At 71.4% G+C, this 19777-nt stretch carries 17 protein-coding genes; 7 read left to right on the top strand and 10 right to left on the bottom strand.

What is annotated here, in order from left to right:
* Window positions 1-182: 182 nt before the first annotated feature.
* Window positions 183-752, top strand: a complete 570-nt coding sequence (locus ACGFY9_RS13645; RefSeq protein ID WP_393753895.1) for a histidine phosphatase family protein — start codon at window positions 183-185, stop codon at window positions 750-752.
* 224 nt (window positions 753-976) lie between these two features.
* A complete protein-coding gene (locus ACGFY9_RS13650; protein ID WP_393753896.1) occupies window positions 977-1711 on the top strand; it encodes a polysaccharide deacetylase family protein in 735 nt (244 codons plus the stop codon).
* Window position 1712: 1 nt separating this feature from the next.
* On the opposite strand, the gene ACGFY9_RS13655 is transcribed toward ACGFY9_RS13650, so the two are convergent.
* The gene (locus tag ACGFY9_RS13655; RefSeq protein ID WP_393753897.1) at window positions 1713-2933 is read right to left on the bottom strand and encodes a cytochrome P450; all 1221 of its coding nucleotides are present in this window, start codon (window positions 2931-2933) and stop codon (window positions 1713-1715) included.
* 115 nt (window positions 2934-3048) lie between these two features.
* Window positions 3049-4059 carry a DUF2278 family protein gene (locus ACGFY9_RS13660; RefSeq protein ID WP_393754485.1) on the bottom strand — a complete coding sequence of 337 codons (1011 nt, stop codon included), beginning with the start codon at window positions 4057-4059 and terminating at the stop codon, window positions 3049-3051.
* 377 nt (window positions 4060-4436) lie between these two features.
* Between ACGFY9_RS13660 and ACGFY9_RS13665 the strand changes: the two genes are divergently transcribed.
* Complete coding sequence (locus ACGFY9_RS13665; RefSeq protein WP_393753898.1) at window positions 4437-4877, top strand: SRPBCC family protein; 441 nt, start codon at window positions 4437-4439, stop codon at window positions 4875-4877.
* Between the two features lie 104 nt (window positions 4878-4981).
* Here ACGFY9_RS13665 and ACGFY9_RS13670 read toward each other — a convergent pair whose 3' ends face one another.
* A complete protein-coding gene (locus ACGFY9_RS13670; RefSeq protein ID WP_393753899.1) occupies window positions 4982-5623 on the bottom strand; it encodes a LysE family translocator in 642 nt (213 codons plus the stop codon).
* Between the two features lie 148 nt (window positions 5624-5771).
* On the opposite strand from ACGFY9_RS13670, the gene ACGFY9_RS13675 reads away from it, so the two are divergent.
* A complete protein-coding gene (locus ACGFY9_RS13675; RefSeq protein ID WP_393753900.1) occupies window positions 5772-7937 on the top strand; it encodes a PQQ-binding-like beta-propeller repeat protein in 2166 nt (721 codons plus the stop codon).
* Window positions 7938-7942: 5 nt separating this feature from the next.
* On the opposite strand, the gene ACGFY9_RS13680 is transcribed toward ACGFY9_RS13675, so the two are convergent.
* The 5 genes from ACGFY9_RS13680 to ACGFY9_RS13700 all read right to left on the bottom strand — a co-directional run bounded on the left by ACGFY9_RS13680 (window position 7943) and on the right by ACGFY9_RS13700 (window position 14648).
* Window positions 7943-9097 (bottom strand): XdhC family protein, encoded by a 1155-nt coding sequence (locus tag ACGFY9_RS13680; RefSeq protein ID WP_393753901.1) that lies wholly within the window; start codon window positions 9095-9097, stop codon window positions 7943-7945.
* A 44-nt stretch (window positions 9098-9141) separates the two neighbouring features.
* The gene (locus ACGFY9_RS13685; RefSeq protein ID WP_393753902.1) at window positions 9142-10602 is read right to left on the bottom strand and encodes an NCS2 family permease; all 1461 of its coding nucleotides are present in this window, start codon (window positions 10600-10602) and stop codon (window positions 9142-9144) included.
* Between the two features lie 155 nt (window positions 10603-10757).
* On the bottom strand, window positions 10758-13163 hold the full coding sequence (locus ACGFY9_RS13690) for a xanthine dehydrogenase family protein molybdopterin-binding subunit (RefSeq protein ID WP_393753903.1): 2406 nt from the start codon (window positions 13161-13163) through the stop codon (window positions 10758-10760).
* 1 nt (window position 13164) lies between these two features.
* Complete coding sequence (locus ACGFY9_RS13695; RefSeq protein WP_393753904.1) at window positions 13165-13749, bottom strand: (2Fe-2S)-binding protein; 585 nt, start codon at window positions 13747-13749, stop codon at window positions 13165-13167.
* Window positions 13749-14648, bottom strand: a complete 900-nt coding sequence (locus tag ACGFY9_RS13700) for an FAD binding domain-containing protein (RefSeq protein ID WP_393753905.1) — start codon at window positions 14646-14648, stop codon at window positions 13749-13751. The genes ACGFY9_RS13695 and ACGFY9_RS13700 overlap by 1 nt, the downstream gene beginning before the upstream one ends.
* Before the next feature lie 312 nt (window positions 14649-14960).
* Between ACGFY9_RS13700 and ACGFY9_RS13705 the strand changes: the two genes are divergently transcribed.
* Window positions 14961-16634 carry a PucR family transcriptional regulator gene (locus ACGFY9_RS13705; RefSeq protein ID WP_393753906.1) on the top strand — a complete coding sequence of 558 codons (1674 nt, stop codon included), beginning with the start codon at window positions 14961-14963 and terminating at the stop codon, window positions 16632-16634.
* 114 nt (window positions 16635-16748) lie between these two features.
* Window positions 16749-17531 (top strand): hypothetical protein, encoded by a 783-nt coding sequence (locus ACGFY9_RS13710; protein ID WP_393753907.1) that lies wholly within the window; start codon window positions 16749-16751, stop codon window positions 17529-17531.
* A gap of 1 nt (window position 17532) precedes the next feature.
* Here the strand turns inward: ACGFY9_RS13710 and ACGFY9_RS13715 are convergent, their stop codons facing one another.
* Window positions 17533-17802: a hypothetical protein gene (locus ACGFY9_RS13715; protein WP_393753908.1), complete on the bottom strand. Its 270-nt coding sequence runs from the start codon at window positions 17800-17802 to the stop codon at window positions 17533-17535.
* A 128-nt stretch (window positions 17803-17930) separates the two neighbouring features.
* Window positions 17931-18737: a GntR family transcriptional regulator gene (locus ACGFY9_RS13720; RefSeq protein ID WP_393753909.1), complete on the bottom strand. Its 807-nt coding sequence runs from the start codon at window positions 18735-18737 to the stop codon at window positions 17931-17933.
* A 157-nt stretch (window positions 18738-18894) separates the two neighbouring features.
* Here ACGFY9_RS13720 and ACGFY9_RS13725 point away from each other — a divergent pair, with 157 nt between their 5' ends.
* On the top strand, window positions 18895-19743 hold the full coding sequence (locus ACGFY9_RS13725) for a (2Fe-2S)-binding protein (protein ID WP_393753910.1): 849 nt from the start codon (window positions 18895-18897) through the stop codon (window positions 19741-19743).
* Window positions 19744-19777 lie beyond the last annotated feature (34 nt).

Raw genomic sequence — 19777 nt, forward strand, 5'->3', positions numbered from 1 at the left:
GGCCCCCCCGGGCGGGCGCGTGTGTCACCGGGGGGGCGGGGCCCCCCCGCGGGGGGGGGGGGGGGGGGCGCCGGGCCGGGGGGGGGGGGGGGGGGGCGGGGCGCACCCCCCCCCGGCCCCCCCCGGCCCCGAGGTGCACGCGAGACGATGTCCACCCCCGCCCGGAGAACTGGAGCGCCGAAGTGACCAGCCGCATCACCTTGATCTCGCCGGCGATGAACCGGTCCCTGCGGGAGACCCGGTTCGACGACGGCAGCCCGCTCGACCCGAGCGGTGCGGCTCGCGCCTCGTCCGTCGCGGGGTCGCTCCGCTCGGCTGACCGGGTGCTGGTTTCGCCCAGCGTGCGGTGCCGGGAGACGGCGTCCGCGCTGGGCCTCCCGGGCGTGGCGGAGGCGGAGTTGGCGGGGCTGGACATGGGGCGTTGGCGGGGGCTGACTCTCGATGAGGTGATGGCTCGGGAGCCGGATGCGGTGATGGCCTGGCTGACGGATCCGGATGCGGTGCCTCATGGTGGGGAGTCTGTGCGGGGGCTCTGCGAGCGGGCTGCGGGGTGGCTGGAGGGTGCGGCCGGGTTTGAGGGGAGGACTCTTGCGGTGGTTGAGCAGGAGTTCGTGCGGGCCGTTGCGGTCACGGTCCTTGGTGCGGCTGGGGCTGCGTTCTGGCGGCTTGATGTGGCGCCGTTGACTGCGACCGAGCTCAGTGGGCGGGACGGGCGGTGGAATCTGCGGCTTGGGCGGGAGCTGGGAGGCTAAGCGCTCCGCGGATCTGCGGTTCCTTGGCGGCGGGCCGGTGGGGGCTGGTCGCGCCCACGCGGCGGAGCCGCAAATCGAAACAGCCCCGCACCCCTAACGGGGCGCTGCCCCACCCCTAACTATGCACAGCGTATATACTCGCTGTGTATAGTCTCGCCATGCCATCACTGAGTGCTCTGTGTAAGAAGAGGGAAAGACCCCGGGCCGGGTTGCGTGCTGTCGGCGTGTTTGTGGCGGGTGTCGTGCTGGTGCTGGCGTCGAGTGGGTGCACCAGGCTCGATACGACCGCGCCGGCCGCAGCGCGGGCCGAGGCCGCGTCGGTCGCCGTGCGGGCCGGTTTCGGGGCGGTCGACTGTCGGGAGGCGAAGTGCATCGCGCTGACCTTTGACGCCGGGCCCAGTGAGAACTCGGCGCGGTTGCTCGACATCCTGAAGGAGAAGCAGGTCCCGGCGACCTTCTTCCTGCTCGGCAAGCGGCACATCGAGAAGTACCCGGAACTGGTCGAGCGCATGGCCGCCGAGGGGCACGAGGTGGCGAGCCACACCTGGGACCACAAGATCCTGACCCGAATAACCCCCGCGCAGATACGCGACGAACTGGTCCGCACGGACGACGCGATAGAGCGGATCACCGGCAAGCGGCCCACGCTGATGCGTCCGCCGCAGGGCCGCACCGACGACGAAGTGCACAAGATCTGCCGGGAGTTGGGCCTCTCGGAGGTGCTGTGGAGCGTCACCGCCAAGGACTACGCGACCACCGACTCCGCGCTCATCACCAAGCGCGTCCTCGCCCAGGCCTCCCGGGACGGGATCATCCTGCTGCACGACCTGTACGACGGCACCGTGCCCGCCGTGCCCGGCATCATCGACGCGCTGAAGGAGCGCGGGTACGTGTTCGTGACCGTGCCGCAGCTCCTCGCGCCCGGGAAGGCGGAGCCGGGGAAGGTGTACCGCCCCTGAGTCACCAGGCCAGGTGCAGGGCGTACGGGGAACGGTGGATCATCGTGGGCCGCATGGTGACCGGGTGGTCCTCCGCCAGCCGTAGTCCGGGCAGGCGGGTCGTCAACTCCTCCAGGGTGAGGCGGAGTTGCTCGCGGGCGAGTTGGGAGCCGGGGCAGCTGTGCACGCCGAAGCCGAAGGCGAGGTGCCGGCTCGGGGTGCGGGTGATGTCGAACGTGTCGGCGCGCGCATGGCGATTCTCGTCCCGGTTGGCCGCGCCGAAGGCGACGAACAGCGTTGCCCCGGCGGGGAGTTCGGTACCGGCGAGGACGACCGGCCGGGTGGTGACCCTGCGGAATCCCTGCAGCGCGGTGTCGTAGCGGGCGGCCTCCTCGATCGCCGCCGGGATGCGATCGGGTTCGGCACACAGCAGCTCCCACTGGTCCGGGTGCCGGAGGAGATGCAGGACGGTCGTACCGATGAGCGCGGTGGTGGTGAGATGTCCGGCGATGAGCAAGTTCTGGAGATGGGCGACGAGTTGGTGCCGGTGCTCCAGGGTCAGGTCGCCGTCCTCCTCCTCGGTCACCGAGGCGATCAGTTCCTTACCGAGGTCCTGGCGGGGGTGTGCGTGCCGCTCCTGTACGTAGCGGTCGAGGGTGCGCTGCATCGCGACGACGTCCTCGGCCGCGGCAATTTGCTCGTCCTCCTCCAGCGGGCGGAAGAGCAACTCCTCGGCGCGGTGGCCGCCATGGACGACTCCGGGTACGTCGGCGGGGTCGAGGCCGATGATCCTGCCGATGACCTCACCGGGCAGGCGCCTGGCGTACGCCGCCATCAACTCGACGTGCCTGTCCTTGGCAAACGCGTCGACAAGGGCCGCGGCGCGCTCGGCGGCGTACGGCAGGGCGGCCGCGACCCGGGACGGCGAGAGGCCTCGGACGATGGGTGCGCGCAGTTGCTGGTGCTGCGCGCCGTCCGCGGTGACGACGACGGGCCGCCCGCCGAATCCGCCGCCGAGGACGGCGAGCGCGGCGGGCGCCGGCAGCACGTCGGGCCGTAGGGCCACCGCTGAGGAGAAGTCCTCGGGGCTGCGCAGGACTTCGCGTACGTCGGCGTCCCGGGAGACGAGCCAGGCGTCGAGTTCGGCGAGGCGGGTGAGGCCCTCGGTCTGCCGTGCCCGGGTGTAGACCGGGTACGGGTCGCGCTGCAAGTCGTCGAGCCTGGCGTGCAGTTCGCGGTCCACGGGACACCCTCCGGCCGATGGCGTGATGCGGTGCGGTGCAGTGCGGGTCGGGCTCATCGTGCCGTAGGAGGATGCGGGTGCGGCAGGGAACGTCCGGGCAGAGCAGCCCAGTTGGTCAGAACACGACCGTCCAGCCCTCGCGTGCGGCCTGGTCGGCGGTGTACGAAACGCCGTGGGCCTTGAGGCCGTTGGCGTCGAGGAGGGTGATCTCGCCTCCCTGGTTGCCGAGTTGGACGCCGTCGGTGAGCGGGACGAGGAGGGTGGCGCCCGGGGCGAGAGGGCCGGGCGGTACCGCGCAGGAGTGGCCGAGCCGGTCCCGGACGCGCCAGCCGGTCGGGTCGAGCGGATCGGGTGAGGCGTTGAGGAGTGTGACGCTCTCCGCCTCGGGCGCCGGGCCGCGCGGGTTGACGAGGGCCGCCACGACGCGGACGGGCCGGCTGCCGGGGTCGGGGCGCGAACCGTCGGTGCCCTCCAGGGTGTGGCCGGTGGTGTCGTCGGTGTGCCAGGACTGGCTCTGGAAGGCGAGGAAGATGCCGACCCAGCGGGACTGCGCCGGGAAGTGGATGAGGAGGCCGCCGTCCTGCCAGACCCCGTCGTCGCCGCTGAAGCGGCGGCTGTTGCCCTGGTTCATGTGGATGTCGTGGACTCCGTTGCCCGGCAGGAAGCCGAACACCTTGTCCTTGACGGTCGGTTCGGGGCCGAAGCGCTCACCGAAGACGTACAGCCGGGCGTCCGGGTCGTCCACCGCGCGTCGTACGTAGTGGTCCAGGAGGTCGGCGAGGTCGTTGTCGGGGCCGCTCGCGTCCGGCGGCAGGGTGCGCAGCTGCGCCGGGTCGAAGAGGTTGCCGCGCACGAAGTCGAGGTTCGGGCCGCCGGGTCCGGGCAGCAGGGTGTTCCAGCCGCTCGGGAGGCCCTCCAGGCGTGCGGTGACCGGGTGTTGGAAGTCCTCGCTGACGAGGTAGAGCAGCTCGGAGGGCTGCTCCGCGGACAGGACGTTCACGGCGGCCCGGAAATGTGTGCCCGAGTCGTCCGTGAGATGGATCTGGTAGTGCGGTGTACCGGCGGCGCCCTCGCGCCTCGTGTCCACCGCGCGCGTGATCAGTACGCCGTAGGCCTTCAGTGGCATGACGACCAACTCCCCCTGCGGGCGGGCGGGATGCCCACCCATGGGACAAAGCGTAGGCCCTGTCGTCACATTCCCGTCGTCGCCCGGAGGGCGGCCTCGCGGCGTCAGGTGCGTGCGCTCGGCGTGCCGGGCGTTGACCCTCGTACTGGATGTACTTGGGTCTGCGCCCGGTGCGGCGAGCGTGCGTGCATGGCGTCGCGAGGCAGACGGGAATGTGACGACAGAGCCTAGGGGGGAGGCGCCCGCTCCGGCCGGGACGCGGGGAAACTCGGGGCGGCCGTCCGGTGTACGTCTCCGTACCTGTGAACCGCTAGGCCATGGGTGTGAGCCGCCGGTGAAAGTACCGTCGATCAAGAAGCGTTCTCTACGATCCACACATGGTCAACTTCCGTCTCGAACGTACGGCTCCGCTTCCCCTTGAGGAGGCGTGGCGCCGGTTGACGGAGTGGCCGCGCCACGCCGACGTGGTCCCGCTGACCCGGGTCACCGTGGTCACTCCTCCGCCGACCCGCGAGGGCACGGTCTTCGTGGCCCGCACCGGGCTCGGCCCGCTCGGTTTCGACGACCGGATGGAGGTCACCGTGTGGCGCCCGCCGGCGGACGACGAACCGGGTCTGGTCCGCCTGGAGAAGCGGGGGCGGGTCGTCACCGGCTGGGCGGAGATCCAGGTCCGGCCGGGTCCGGGGGGCCGTAGCCGCGTGGTGTGGGAGGAGGAGTTGCGGGTCCGCTTCTTGCCGCGTCTCTTCGACGGGCCCCTGCGGTGGGCGGCGCGGTCGATGTTCGGGCGGGCGGTGAACGGTCTGTTGAGACGGTCGTGAGGGTCTCTGTCCGTGCGGCTGGTCGGGCGGTCTCAGACCTACTCCCTACGCCCTTTCACCCGACGGGCGGCCTCAGTCCTACGCCCTCCACCCGGCCGACGGCCTCAGTCCTTCCGGCCGGTCACCGCGACCGTCACGCCCAGGCCGATCATCGTGAGCCCGCCGACCCCGCCCACCGCGGACAGTCGGCGCGGTGACCGTGCGAACCAGTCCCTGGCCGTGGACGCGACCAGCCCCCACACGCTGTCGGAGGCCACGGCGATGAGGTTGAAGACCAGGCCGAGCAGCAGCATCTGGCTGGTCACGTGGCCCTGTTCGCGGTCCACGAACTGGGGCAGTACGGCGGCGAAGAACACGATCGTCTTGGGGTTGGCCACCCCGACGGCGAACCCCTCCCACAGCGTGCGCAGCCCGCTGTGCGGTACCCCCTCCTCACCCGCGAACGCGGCCCGCAGCGACCCGCGTTCGCGCCACGCCTTCACCCCGAGGTACACCAGGTACGCGGCACCGGCGAGCTTCAGTGCCGTGAAGACGAGCACCGAGCGTTCCACCAGCGAACCGACGCCGAGCGCGACCGCCACGACGAGCAGATAGGCGCCGAGCGTGTTGCCCACCACGGTGGTCAGCGCGGCCCGGCGGCCGTGGGCCAGCGCCCGTCCGATCACGAACAGAACGCTGGGGCCGGGGACCACGATGAGCAGGAAGGACAGGGCCGCGAAGGCGAGCAGTCGGTCGGTGGACATCATGAGGCCATGGAAGGCGGGGGCTCCCCTGACCCGCAACCCCATTTCCCGGTCCCACGAGGTCGATGTCCGGTGAAAGGAACAAACGCTCTAGTGTGATGGCTCTGAACGGCCCTTCGGGGCACGGGAATCAGGGAAGGTGACCAGCGACATGTCGCTTCGCCCCGGGGACACGGAGTCGATCGGCGGTTACGCGCTGGTCGACCGGCTCGGCAGCGGCGGGATGGGCGTCGTGTATCTCGGGCGCTCGGCGTCGGGACGACAGGTCGCCGTCAAGGTCGTGCACGCGCAGTACGCGCTGGATGAGGAGTTCCGCGCGCGGTTCCGGCAGGAGATCGCCGCGGCCCGCCGGGTGAGCGGAGCGTTCACCGCCCCGGTCGTGGACGCCGACCCTGACGCCGAACTCCCCTGGATGGCCACGCTCTACGTGCCCGGCCGCACCCTGGCCGAGGCCATCGAGAAGGACGGCCCGTTGAGCGGCCGGGCCCTGCGCACACTCGCGCTGGGTCTGGTCGAGGCCCTGCGGGACATCCACCAAGCAGGCGTGGTCCACCGGGACTTGAAGCCGAGCAACGTCCTGCTCGCCGAGGACGGCCCCCGCGTCATCGACTTCGGCATCTCCCGCGCCGCCGACAACCAGACCCTCACCGTGACCGGCCGGCTGATCGGCACCCCGCCCTTCATGTCGCCGGAGCAGTTCGCCGCTCCCCGGGACGTCACCGCCGCCTCCGACGTCTTCTCCCTCGGCTCACTCCTCGTCTACGCGGACACCGGCAACCGTCCCTTCGACGGCGCCAGTCCGTACCTGACGGGCTATCAAGTCATGCATGAGCAGCCCCGGTTGGACGGAGTGTCCGAACCGCTGCGGAGCATCGCGGAACGCTGCCTGGACAAGGACGCGGCGGCCCGGCCCCAACTGCCCGAACTACACGGCATGTTGCTGACCCTGCCCGAGGGCGAGACCGAGTCCCGGGCCGGGTCCGCCACGGCGGCGGATCTCCCGAGATCCGCACTCCCCCGCCCGGCCGCTCCCGCGACCGTCCCCGGCAACGGGCAACGCCCGCGCCGGTCCCGGCGACTCGTCATCGCCCTCGCCACCGCACTCGCCGTCACCACCCTCGGCCTCACCACTCTGCACTGGCTGGCGGACGACGGCACGGACCCGGGCACGCCCGCCGCGTCCACGTCCTCCTCGTCCCCCGCCGCCGTAGCGCTGCCCACCGGCTGGAAGCCATGGCGGGCGAGCCTGCTCACCTCCCAGACCGGCGATCCCCTCGACTACGCCCAGTCCGGCTGCCTGGCAGGCGACAGCACCACCGTGTATTGCGCTGGTACGGGCGCCACGGTCACCGCGCTGGACGCCGCCTCGGGCCGGGTCCGCTGGCGGTCGGGCACCAGCCCCGAGACCGCGCGCCCCGTCGGCGTCCGGGACGGGCGCGTCTACACCTACGTCAAGCCCGACTCGAACGACACCTTCATCACCCGGCGCCTGGTCGCCCTGGACGCGAAGACCGGCACCCGGCTGTGGCTCCACCCGATCCGGGACGACACGGACCCCGTCCTGTTCGACGGCGGGATCCTGGCGATGGACGTGGACGCGACGAAGTTCGTGGCCTACGACGCGTCGGGCCGCCGGCTGTGGAGCGCACCCATCTGGTCGAACCTCGGGAACTCCTGCACTCCGACGGTCCTGGGCGGCGCCCCGTACGCCCTCTGCACGGTCGAGGACGATCCCTCCCAGGGCGACTTCGTCCTGGTACGCCTCGACCCCGCCACCGGCGCACAGCGGAAGATCGCCGAACTCCCCACGGGGGCTTGGCCGTTGGGCGTCGACAAGGGCCGGCTGCTGTTCCTTGCGCCGAAGCTGGCGCCGGAGGTCTTCGGCAGCGGCCCGGACCAGCTGTACACCGCCCTGGACCGGGTGAACCCGAGCACCGGCACGATCGAGCGGATAGCCCTGCCGGCCGGCACTCGCGGTACCGCCACCCTGGTCAAGGACGTGATCTACCTCGTCCGCCCGAACGGCACGGTCACCGCCGTCCGCGCGACCGACGGCAAGCGGCTCTGGCAGCGGGAGACGGACACCGAGAACCTGTCGACGCCGGTGCTCTCGGCGAGGTTCAACACCCTTTACTTCTCGAACCAGTTCGGCCGTCTGCTGGCTCTGGACCGGAGCACCGGAGCCGTCAGGTGGCGTACGTCCGCACTGGCGAACGCCGGCGACTCGACGGACGACACCACGCCGTACGTCGTCCTCGTCAAGGACGCGATCGTGGCTGTGGCGGGCGACACGGCCTTTTCAGCCCGTCCCCGTTGAACCGCTCAGGCCACCGACCCGATCCGCCCCACCGCCGTCGACGAACTCGCGTCGTGGTGGATCGGCGTGTGCGCCCCGGTGAGTGAAATGCCGCTGCCGCCACGCCTGTTGGCGACGATCTCGGCGGCGATCGACAGGGCCGTCTCCTCGGGCGTGCGGGCGCCGAGGTCGAGCCCGATCGGTGACCTCAGGCGGGCCAACTCCAGTTCCGTGACGCCGACTTCGCGCAGCCGCTCGTTGCGGTCGAGGTGGGTGCGGCGGGAGCCCATCGCGCCGACGTACGCCACCGGGAGGCGCAGCGCGAGTTGGAGCAGGGGTACGTCGAACTTGGCGTCGTGGGTCAGGACGCACAGGACCGTGCGCGCGTCGACGTCCGTGCGCTCCAGGTAGTTGTGGGGCCACTCGACGACGATCTCGTCGGCGTCGGGGAAGCGGGTCCGGGTGGCGAAGACGGGGCGGGCGTCGCACACCGTCACGTGGTAGCCGAGGAACTTGCCGATGCGGACCAGCGCGGAGGCGAAGTCGATCGCGCCGAACACGATCATCCGGGGCGGCGGGACCGACGACTCGACCAGGACCGTGAGCGGGGCCCCGCAGCGGGAGCCCTGCTCGCCGATCTCGACGGTGCCGGTGCGGCCCGCGTCCAGGTAGGCACCGGCCTCGGCGGCGACCGTACGGTCCAGTTCGGGATGGGCGCCGAACCCGCCGTCGTAGGAACCGTCGGGGTGGACGACAAGCGCGCGGCCCCGCAGGTGAGTTGGGCCCGAGACGATCCGGGCCAGGGCCGCCGCCCCGCCGCTCGTCGCGGTCGAGAGGGCGGTGGTGATCACCGGTCGGGCGGGGTCCCCGACCCGGACCGGTGTGACGAGGATGTCGATGATTCCGCCGCAGGTCAGGCCGACGGCGAAGGCGTCCTCGTCGCTGTAGCCGAAGCGCTCCAGGACGGTTTCGCCGTCCGCCAGCGCCTGTTGGCACAGTTCATAGACCGCGCCTTCCACACAGCCCCCGGAGACCGAGCCGATCGCCGTGCCGTCGGTGTCCACCGCGAGGGCGGCGCCGGGCTGGCGGGGCGCGCTGCCGCCGACGGCCACCACGGTGGCGACGGCGAAGTCGCGGCCCTGCTCGACCCACCGGTGCAGCTCTTCGGCGATGTCCAGCATCTCGGTCTCCTAACGGGGTTGCGGGGAAGGGCAGTTGGGGCGGGCTAGTGCACGCCCAGCCAGCTCTCGACAGGGTTGAGGGCAAAGTAGACGAGGAAGATGACCGTCAGCCCCCACATGAAGGGGCCGATCTCCCGCGCCTTGCCCTGGGCGGCCTTGATGGCGGCGTACGAGATGACTCCCGCGGAGACGCCCGCGGTGATGCTGTAGGTGAACGGCATCACAACTACCGTCAGGAATACAGGGATTGCGGTGGCCCGGTCGGCCCAGTCCACGTGGCGGGCGTTCATCAGCATCATCGAGCCGATGACGACCAGGGCGGCGGACGCGACCTCCTGAGGGACGATCGCGGTGACCGGGGTGAAGAAGAGACAGGCCGCGAAGAACAGGCCGGTGACCACCGAGGCGAGGCCCGTTCGGGCGCCCTCGCCGACGCCCGTCGCCGACTCGATGAAGACGGTCTGGCCGGAGCCGCCCGCCACGCCGCCGATCGCGCCGCCGGCGCCGTCGATGAACAGCGCCTTCGACAGGCCCGGCATCCGGCCCTTGTCGTCGGCGAGTTCGGCCTCGGTGCCGACGCCGATGATGGTGGCCATCGCGTCGAAGAAGCCGGCCAGGACGAGCGTGAACACGATCATGCCGACCGTCATCGCGCCGACCTTGCCCCACCCCCCGAACTCCACATGGCCGAAGAGCGAGAAGTCCGGCATGGACACCGCGCTGCCGTGCAGTTCGGGGGCGGCGCCGCTGGCCCACTGCTTGGGGTCGATGACCCCGGCGGCGTTCAGGACCGAGGCGACGATGGTGCCAGTGATGATGCCGATGAGGATGGCGCCGGGCATGTTGCGGGCCTGGAGCATGAAGATCAGGAGCAGGGTTCCGGCGAACAACAGGACGGGCCAGCCCGCGAGTTCACCCGCCGGGCCGAGGGTGAGCGGGGTCGCCCTGCCCTGGTGCACGAAGCCGGATTTGTAGAAGCCGATGAGCGCGATGAACAGGCCGATGCCCATCGTGATGCCGTGTTTCAGCGCGAGCGGGATCGCGTTCATGATCATCTCGCGCAGGCCGGTGACGACCAGCAGCATGATCACCACGCCGTACAGCACGCACATGCCCATCGCCTGCGGCCAGGTCATCTGCGGGGCGACCTGCGAGGAGAGGACTCCGGAGACGGAGAGTCCGGCGGCGAGGGCCAGGGGCACCTTGCCGACGAAGCCCATCAGGAGCGTGGTGAAGGCCGCCGCGAACGCGGTCGCGGTGATCAGCCCTTTCTGGCCGAGCGTGTCCCCCGCGACGTCCTTGCCGGACAGGATCAGGGGATTGAGCAGCAGGATGTACGCCATCGCCATGAAGGTGGTGACTCCGCCGCGCACCTCGCGCGCGACGGTCGATCCCCGCCGGGATATGTGGAAGTACCGGTCGGGCCAGGACCGGCCGGCCGGGACGCGGGTTCCTTCGCCCGCGTCTTCGGCGGCGGTCCTGGGTTCCACTGACTGCTGGGTCATGGGGCCATCTCCCAAGGTTCACAGGGGCACCCGTCGGCCGACTCGGCGGCGCGCGGGATTTGGGATGGACGACCCGGGGGACGGCCCGAGACGAACAATGGGGGTCCTGGGGGATCAACTCCCCTCGGGACGTCACCGGTTGGGACCCCGCAGGGTCACGTGCCCGTGAGGTGCTCCGGGCGTACCGGTGTCCTGTTCAGTTCCAGCCCGGTCGCGTTCCGAATGGCCGCTAGCACGGCCGGAGTTGACGACAGGGTGGGTGCCTCGCCGATGCCGCGCAGCCCGTACGGGGCGTGCTCGTCGGCGAGTTCGAGCACATCGACCGGAATGGTCGGGGTGTCGAGGATCGTGGGGATGAGGTAGTCCGTGAAGGAGGGGTTCCTGACCTTCGCGGTCTTGGGGTCGACGATGATCTCCTCCATGACCGCCACGCCGAGACCCTGGGTCGTACCGCCCTGGATCTGGCCGATGACCGACAGCGGGTTGAGCGCCTTGCCGACATCCTGCGCGCAGGCCAGCTCGATCACCTTGACCAGTCCGAGTTCGGTGTCGACCTCGACGACGGCACGGTGCGCGGCGAACGTGTACTGGACGTGACCGAAGCCCTGTCCGGTGCGCAGGTCGAAGGGCTCGGTCGCGCGGTGCCGCCACTCGGCCTCGATCTCGACGGCCTCGCCTTCGAGGACGTCGACCAGATCGGCCAGCACCTCACCGCCGTCGGTGACCACCTTGCCGCCCTCCAGGAGGAGTTCGGCGGTGGCCCAGGCCGGGTGGTAGGTGCCGAGCTTGCGGCGGCCCATCTCCAGGACCTTCTCGCGGACCAGCTCGCAGGAGTTCTTGACGGCGCCACCAGTGACGTAGGTCTGCCGGGAGGCCGAGGTCGAACCAGCCGAGCCCACCTGCGTGTCCGCCGGGTGGATCGTCACCTGCGTGACGCCCAGCTCGGTGCGGGCGATCTGCGCGTGGACGGTGACACCGCCCTGGCCGACCTCCGCCATCGCGGTGTGCACGACGGCGACGGGCTCGCCGCCGACAACTTCCAGGCGGACCTTGGCCGTCGAGTAGTCGTCGAAGCCCTCGGAGAAGCCGACGTTCTTGATGCCGACCGCGTAGCCGACGCCTCGTACGACACCCTCGCCGTGCGTGGTGTTGGACAGACCGCCCGGCAACTGCCGTACGTCGGCGGCCTCTCCGGCCGCGAGCCACTGCTGCTCGGGCGGCATGGGCATCGCCTTGACGCGGCGCAGGAGTTCCGCGACGGGGGCCGGGGAGTCGACCCGCTGCCCGGTCGGCATGATCGTCCCCTGCTCCATCGCGTTGAGCTGACGGAACGCGACCCGGTCCATGCCCACCTTGTCGGCGAGCTTGTCCATCTGGGCCTCGTAGGCGAAGCACGCCTGGACCGCGCCGAAACCACGCATCGCGCCGCAGGGCGGGTTGTTGGTGTAGAGGGCGATGGCCTCGATGTCGACGTCGTCGACGACGTACGGGCCGGCACCGAGCGACGAGGCGTTTCCTACGACCGCCGGGGAAGCCGACGCATAGGCGCCGCCGTCCAGGACGATCCTGGCCTTGAGGTGGGTGAGCTTGCCGTCCTTCGTCGCGCCGTGCTCGTAGTAGAGCTTCGCGGGGTGGCGGTGGACGTGACCGAAGAAGGACTCGAAGCGGTTGTAGACGATCTTCACGGGTTTGCCGGTGCGCAGGGCCAGCAGGCAGGCGTGGATCTGCATCGACAGGTCCTCGCGGCCGCCGAACGCGCCGCCGACGCCGGAGAGCGTCATGCGGACCTTGTCCTCGGGCAGGCCGAGCACGGGCGCGATCTGGCGCAGGTCGGAGTGCAGCCACTGGGTGGCGATATAGAGGTCGACACCGCCGTCCTCGGCCGGGACCGCGAGCCCGGACTCCGGGCCGAGGAAGGCCTGGTCCTGCATGCCGAAGGTGTACTCGCCCTCGACGATGAAGTCGGCGCGCTCGCGAGCGGCTGCCACATCGCCGCGCACGATCGGCTGACGGTGCACGATGTTCGGGTGCGGGACGTGGCCGATGTGGTGGTCGTCGCGGTCCTCGTGGATGAGGATCGCGTCCGGCGCGGTCGCGGACAACTCGTCGGTGATGACCGGGAGTTCGCGGTACTCGACCTTGATCTTCGCAGCCGCGCGGCGCGCGGTCTCCGGGTGGTCGGCGGCGACGATCGCGACCGGCTCGCCGTGGTGGCGGACCTTGCCGTGCGCGAGGACCGGGGTGTCCTGGATCTCCAGGCCGTAGTTCTTCACGTCGGTCGGCAGGTCGTCGTACGTCATGACGGCGTAGACGCCCGGGGTCTTCAGCGCCTCGACGGTGTCGATGGAGACGATCTCGGCGTGCGCGACCGTGGAGCGCAGGATCTGGCCCCAGAGCATGTCCTCGTGCCACATGTCGGACGAGTACGCGAACTCGCCGGTGACCTTGAGGGTGCCGTCCGGGCGGAGCGTGGACTCGCCGATGCCGCCCTTGGTCTTCGAACCCTGGGTGACCTTGGTGGGAGTGCCGATGGGGGCGCCCTTTGCAGAGATGTCAGACATGTCAGACCGCCTCTCCCTGCCGGGCGGCCGCCAGGCGCACCGCGTCCATGATCTTCTCGTAGCCGGTGCAGCGGCACAGGTTGCCCGAGAGCGCCTCGCGGATGTCCGCGTCGGTCGGGTTCGGGTTGTGCTCCAGCATCTCGTCGGCGGCGACGAGGAGTCCGGGGGTGCAGAAGCCGCACTGGACGGCGCCGGCGTCGATGAACGCCTGCTGGATGGGGGCGAGTCGGGTGCCCTCACCGGTCTGCGAGTCGAGCGGTTTCGCCGCCCAGCCCTTGGCCTCGTCAACTGACGTACCGCAGGCGCCCGTTCCGCAACTCCCGTGCTCCGCGCGCTGCTTGGCGTAGTCCGCGAGCCCTTCGACGGTGACGACCTCGCGGCCCTCGACCTGGCCGGCCGCGACCAGACAGGAACACACGGGGATGCCGTCGAGGCGGACGGTGCAGGAACCGCATTCGCCTTGTTCGCAGGCGTTCTTGGAGCCGGGCAGCCCCATGCGCTCGCGCAGGACGTACAGGAGGCTCTCACCCTCCCACACGTCGTCCGCTTCCTGCGGGCGGCCGTTGACCGTGAAATTGACGCGCATCAGGCGACACTCCCCTTCTCGATGGAGCGGCCGTCAGTGCCGCGGTACGACTCCCAGGTCCAGGTCAGGGTGCGGCGGGCCATGATGCCGACCGCGTGGCGGCGGTAGCTCGCGGTGCCCCGGACGTCGTCGATCGGGTTGCAGGCGGCGGAGCACAGGTCCGCGAACTGCTTGGCGACCGACGGGGTGATGATCTTGCCGTTCTCCCAGAAGCCGCCCTCGTCGAGCGCCGCGTTCAGGAATTCCTCGGCCGCCTTCGCCCGGACGGGGGTCGGCGCGGCCGAACCGATGCCGGTGCGGACCGTGCGGGTGGACGGGTGCAGGGCCAGGCCGAAGGCGCAGACCGCGATGACCATCGCGTTGCGGGTGCCGACCTTGGAGTACTGCTGCGGGCCGTCGGCCTTCTTGATGTGCACGGCCCGGATCAGTTCGTCGGGCGCGAGCGCGTTGCGCTTCACGCCGGTGTAGAACTCGTCGATCGGGATGAGCCGCGTGCCGCGCACCGACTCGGCCTCGACCTCGGCGCCGGCCGCGAGGAGCGCGGGGTGGGCGTCACCGGCCGGGGAGGCGGTGCCGAGGTTGCCGCCGACGCCGCCGCGGTTGCGGATCTGCGGGGAGGCGACCGTGTGCGAGGCGAGGGAGAGGCCCGGCAGCTCGCCGCGCAGGTTCTCCATGATCCGGGCGTACGGGACCGAGGCCCCGAGCCGCACGCTGTCCGCGCCGACCTCCCACTCGTAGAGGTCGCCGACGCGGTTCAGGTCGAGCAGGTACTCGGGCCGACGGTGGTCGAAGTTGATCTCGACCATCACATCGGTGCCGCCCGCGATCGGTACTGCGGTGGGGTGCTCTGCCTTGGCGGCGAGCGCCTCCTCCCAGCTGGCGGGGCGAAGGAAGTCCATGACCGGCTCTCTTCTTCGTCTCGTGGGTCGTACGGATCAAGCCAGTTCGTGTGCGGCGGGTCCGGCTCGTTCATGTGCTGTTAATGCAGCGTGAGGTCAGTACACAGCGCCGTGCGCGGAGCGGGTCAGTCACGGAAACCATGAAGGAGTTGGCTGGCCAGGGCGGGCATCTTGTAGATTCATATGAACGGAGGTCATCAGTAACCCCTCCGATTCCCTGTGGAAACGTGGGAAACAGCCCCGCACGGCCCCGCACCCACAGCACCTCTTGGTTCATCGTAGTTTTCTAGACAAAGAACGGCGGCGACGGCGATGCGGCTGCGCGCACTTCTGGACACCGATGCGCTGGGGCTGCGGCTGCTCGGCGGCGAGGACGAGCTGGACCGCACGGTCCGCGGGGTGATGACCACCGACCTGCGCGACCCCAGCCGCTACCTCTCGGGCGGCGAGCTGGTCCTGACCGGTCTGGCCTGGCGCCGCACCGCCTCCGACACCGAGCCGTTCGTACGGCTCCTGGTGGCCGCCGGGGTGGCCGCGCTGGCCGCCGGCGAGGCCGAGCTGGGCGCCGTCCCGGACGACCTCATAGCCGCCTGCACCCGGCACCGGCTGCCGCTGTTCGCGGTCAACGAGTCGGTGGCGTTCGCGACGATCACCGAGCACGTCGTACGACAGGTGTCGGGCGAGCGGGCCGGTGATCTCGCGGCCGTGGTGGACCGGCACCGCCGGATGATGACCTCGGGCCCTGCGGGGGGCGGCCCGGACGTGGTCCTGGATCTGCTCGGCTCGGACCTGGATCTGCGGGCGTGGGTGCTGTCGCCGACCGGGCGGCTGATCGCGGGTTCGAAGGTGTCGGGGCCCGCGCTGCCCGTCGACGTGTGCGCCAAGCTGGCCGCCGAGCACCTGACCGCCGCCCGCACGGGCCGCCGGGGGCCGCACCGGCTGGCGCTGGGCTCCTCGACGTACTCCCTCTTCCCGATCCGCGGCGGCGGGCGGTCCGCGCAGGGCTCGCGGGACGTGCGCGAGACGGTGCTGTCGGACTGGCTGCTCGCGGTCGAGGCGGACGCCGGGGACTGGCCGGACGAGCGGCTCGACCTGTTGCAGGGGGTCACGCAGCTGATCGCGGTCGAGCGGGACCGGCGGGACGCGGCGCGCACGGTCCGCAGACGGCTCGCGCAGGAGGTCCTGGAACTGGTCCAGACGGGTGCCGCACCGGCCGAGATCGCCGCGCGCCTGCGGGTCGCCGCTCCCGTCCTGCTGCCCGGGCTGGGTGCGGCCCCGCACTGGCAGGTCGTGGTGGCCCGGGTCGAGTGGGACGGCGCCGACATCGAGGCCGGCCCGGTCGCCCAGTCGCTCCTGGAGGAGATCCTGGTCGACCCGCTGACGACGGGCCCCGAGCCCTCCGACCGGATCGCCGTGGCCCACTCGGGCGACGAGGCGATCGCGCTCGTACCGCTGCCCGCGGTGTCGACGGAGCACGACGGCTCCGAGTCCGGGCTCCACGCGGACGTGCTCCTGGAGGCCGTACGGGATCCGCTGTCGGCCGGGCTCGACGACGACGGGCGGGTCACGCTCGGGGTGAGCGCGGCGGTGCACTCGGCGGAGGGGCTGCGCGGGGCGCTGGAGGAGGCGCGGCACGCGCGGCGGGTGGCGGCGGCACGCCCCGGCCGGGTGTGCGCGGCGGGTCATCAGGAGCTGGCCTCGCACGTCCTCCTCCTCCCCTTCGTGCCGGACGACGTGCGGCGGGCCTTCACCGCGCGGCTGCTCGACCCGCTGCGCGACTACGACCGCCGGCACCGCGCGGAGCTGATTCCGACGCTGGAGGCGTTCCTGGAGTGCGACGGTTCCTGGACGCGCTGTGCGACCCGGCTGCACCTGCACGTCAACACGTTGCGCTACCGGGTCGGCAGGATCGAGCAGTTGACGAGTCGGGACCTCTCGCGCCTTGAGGACAAGCTGGATTTCTTCCTGGCACTGCGGATGAGCTGACCCGAAGATCCCACGACTTTGTGAATTCTTTCACCCACCCTCTTGGCCGGGCCCTACGATCCGTGCTGAGATGCCACCACTCAACAGCTCAATGGTGTGCTCGGGGAGGGCAACGTGGCGCATTCCGCCATGTCTGGACACGGAACGACCGAAGGTGACGATCCCCTCCAGACCGCGGTGTGGCGGCTGCGCTCGCGCGCCTGCTGGGTCGACGCGGCGGCGCTGCTGCGGCCCGACACCGCGGCACCGGCCCTCCAGCGGACCGCGCTGCTCGTGGAGCGGTGTCTCTACACCGAGCAGGGCTGGGAGGACGCCGACGACGCGCTGCGCACGGCGGAGGCGCTGGCCCACAGCGACGACGAGCGGGGCGCGGCGGCCTGTGAGCGCGGCTACCTCGCCTACGCGGCCACGCTGCACTCGGTGCGCGACCGGGCCGACGAGGCGCGGGCCGCGCTCGGGCGGGCGGCGGCACTGATCCCGCCGGGCGGCGCGGGGCGGGCGCTGCTGGACTTCCGGCGGGGGCTGGTCGCGGAGAACCTGGCGCGTTCGCCGCAGGCCGCGCGGGCCGCGTACCGGCGCGCCCACGCGGGCGCCGCCGACCAGGCCGACCCCCTGCTCCTCTCCTTTACCCACCGCCACCTGGCCGGACTGGCCCTGCGGGACGGCGAGTTGGCGGAGGCTCGGCACGGCTTCGCCGAATCCCTGCGCATCCGGGAGGAGTTGGGCTACCTCGTCGGTACGGCACCGGCTCTCGTGTCGCTCGCGGACGCGGAGGTCGAGCCGGAGGCGTCCCGGTTGCGCGAGGAGGCGCGGCGCCTGTTCCGGCTGCTCGGGGGCGTACCGACGTGGCTGGCACGGCAGTTGGCGGTACCGGCGCCGGGGGCGGCCACCGCGTAGGTCAGGAGCCTTCGGTCCGGTTCTGCACGACGTTCACGACGTGGTGGACGAACTGCAGGACGGATGCCCGGAGTTCGGGGTCGCGGGCGACCAACACCCCGACGGCTACGAGCAGAAGGAAGGACAGGAGGCTGCCGCCGCGACCCGAGTGGCTGCGGCGGGCGCCCATCTGCGCGGCGCGCATCCCGTCCTGTGCCGCCTGTCGTGCCGACTGCTCGGCGCCGCGCTGCGCGGCCTGTTGCGCGGCCTGCTGGCCCGGATTCGGAAACATCGGCGTTCTCCCCCGCGGATCGGTCGGTTCTCACCGTGGGGCACGTCAGCGCCGGCCGGGCGGGTTCCCGGTGCGGCCGTCGGTCGCCGGACCCGGACCCGCTCGTGACCGGAGTCACATATTCGACGTCACGCCGATCCCGCGAAGTGCTCCTGCACCAGGGACCGCACCACGTCCCACTCCCCCGCGGCCAAGGCGTCGAGGAGCGCGAGGTGTTCGGCCGCGTCCGCGACCAGGTCCGCCCGCCCGCGCGTGACCGGACCGCCGACCAGCGGCCACTGGGCGCGCCGGTGCAGGTCCTCGGCGATCTGGACGAGCTGTTCGTTGCCGGCGAGGGCTAGCACCGCGCGGTGGAAGGCCCGGTCGGACTCGGCGTACGTCGCCCGGCACCCGGAGGCCGCGGCACGGACGGTCCCCTCGGCCAGCGGACGCAGGTCGGCCCAGCGGGCGGTGGGCACGGTACGGGCGAGCCGGAGCATCACCGGCACCTCGATCAGGGCGCGGATCTCGGCCAGTTCGGCTAGCTCGCGGGCACCCCGCTCGATCACCCGGAAGCCCCGGTTCGGTACGACCTCGACGGCGCCCTCGGTGGCGAGCTGCTGCATGGCCTCGCGCACGGGCGTGGCGGAGACGCCGAACCGGTCGCCGAGCGCGGGCGCGGAGTAGACCTCGCCCGGGGTCAGCTCGCCGCCGACGAGCGCGGTGCGCAGCGCGTCCAGTATCTGGCCGCGCACGGAGGGCCGCTGAAGAACCTGCCGGGGGCGCGGGATCGGCGTCTCGCTGTGCGCGTGCTCACCGCGTACCGCACCGGCGCCGTCCGCGAGATCCCGGTCCCGGTCCACGTCGGCGGCGCGCTGCTGCGGCGGCACCCGGGAGCCTCGGGCAGGCACATCCGGAATGCCGGTCCCGGCGGAGCTCTGCGTGCCCTGCTTCACGGGTCCTCCTCCGGACGTGTCGGTACTTGGGGTCATTACGGCGTCTTGTTACTCGTCCGTCAAGCACCTTAGGCGCAGATCGGACTAGTTCAAATCCCAAGGCGGTTGGGTAAGGTAAGCCTTGCCTATAAACCAACGGCGAATCGGTGGTCCCGGCATGCCCCTGCCTTCTTCGGCCGTAGCGGACTCGTACGCCCGCCTCACCGAGGTCATCCCCGGGCTCGCGATCACCGAACTCACCCCGGACCAGCCGACCCCCACCGGCGGCGGCTGGATCTCCGCGGCCGCGCTCGCGGAGGGCGGCGAAGGCCTGGAGGCGTTCCTCGCCCGGGACGACGCCCAGGTCCTGCGCGACCACGGCCGCCGGGGCCGCCCGGACGTGATAGCCACCTTCGGCCTGCACCGCTACGCCTGGCCGGTCGTCCTCCTGTTCACCGTCCCGTGGTTCCTGCACCGCCGCGTCCCCCGCCTCCCAGTGACCCACGTCTCCTACGACCGCACGACCGAGGGCTTCGACATGGGCCGGCTGGCCGTCCGCACCGACTCCTTCGCCTGCCTGCCCGGCGACCCGGCGGCAGCGCTGCCCGGCGCCCGGGTGGTCCCGGACGAGGAGGCGCTGCGGGCCGAGGTGCGGGCCGCGGTCGCCGAGCACATGGAACCCGTCCTGGCCGGCTTCGGCCCGCGGATGCGCCGCCGGGGCCGCGCGCTGTGGGGCATGGCGACCGACGAGGTCGTCGAGGGCATCTGGTACGTCGCCGATCTCTTCGGCGAACAGCCGCGGGCCGTACGGGAGTTGGAGCGGCTGCTGCCGGGCGCGACCAAGCCCTACGTCGGATCGGCCGCGTTCCGTGAGGTGACGGGGCCTCATGGCGAGCCGCTGTCCACCCGGGACCGGGCCAGTTGCTGTATGTACTACACGCTGGAAGCCGAGGACGCGTGCGCGACCTGCCCGCGCACCTGCGAGACGGAGCGGGTCACCAAGCTGCTGGCTGCCGCCGCGAGTTGAGGGACCCTCAGTCACACGCTCCACTCGGGGCCAG

Source organism: Streptomyces sp. NPDC048504 (genome assembly GCF_043200035.1).
GTDB lineage: Bacteria > Actinomycetota > Actinomycetes > Streptomycetales > Streptomycetaceae > Streptomyces.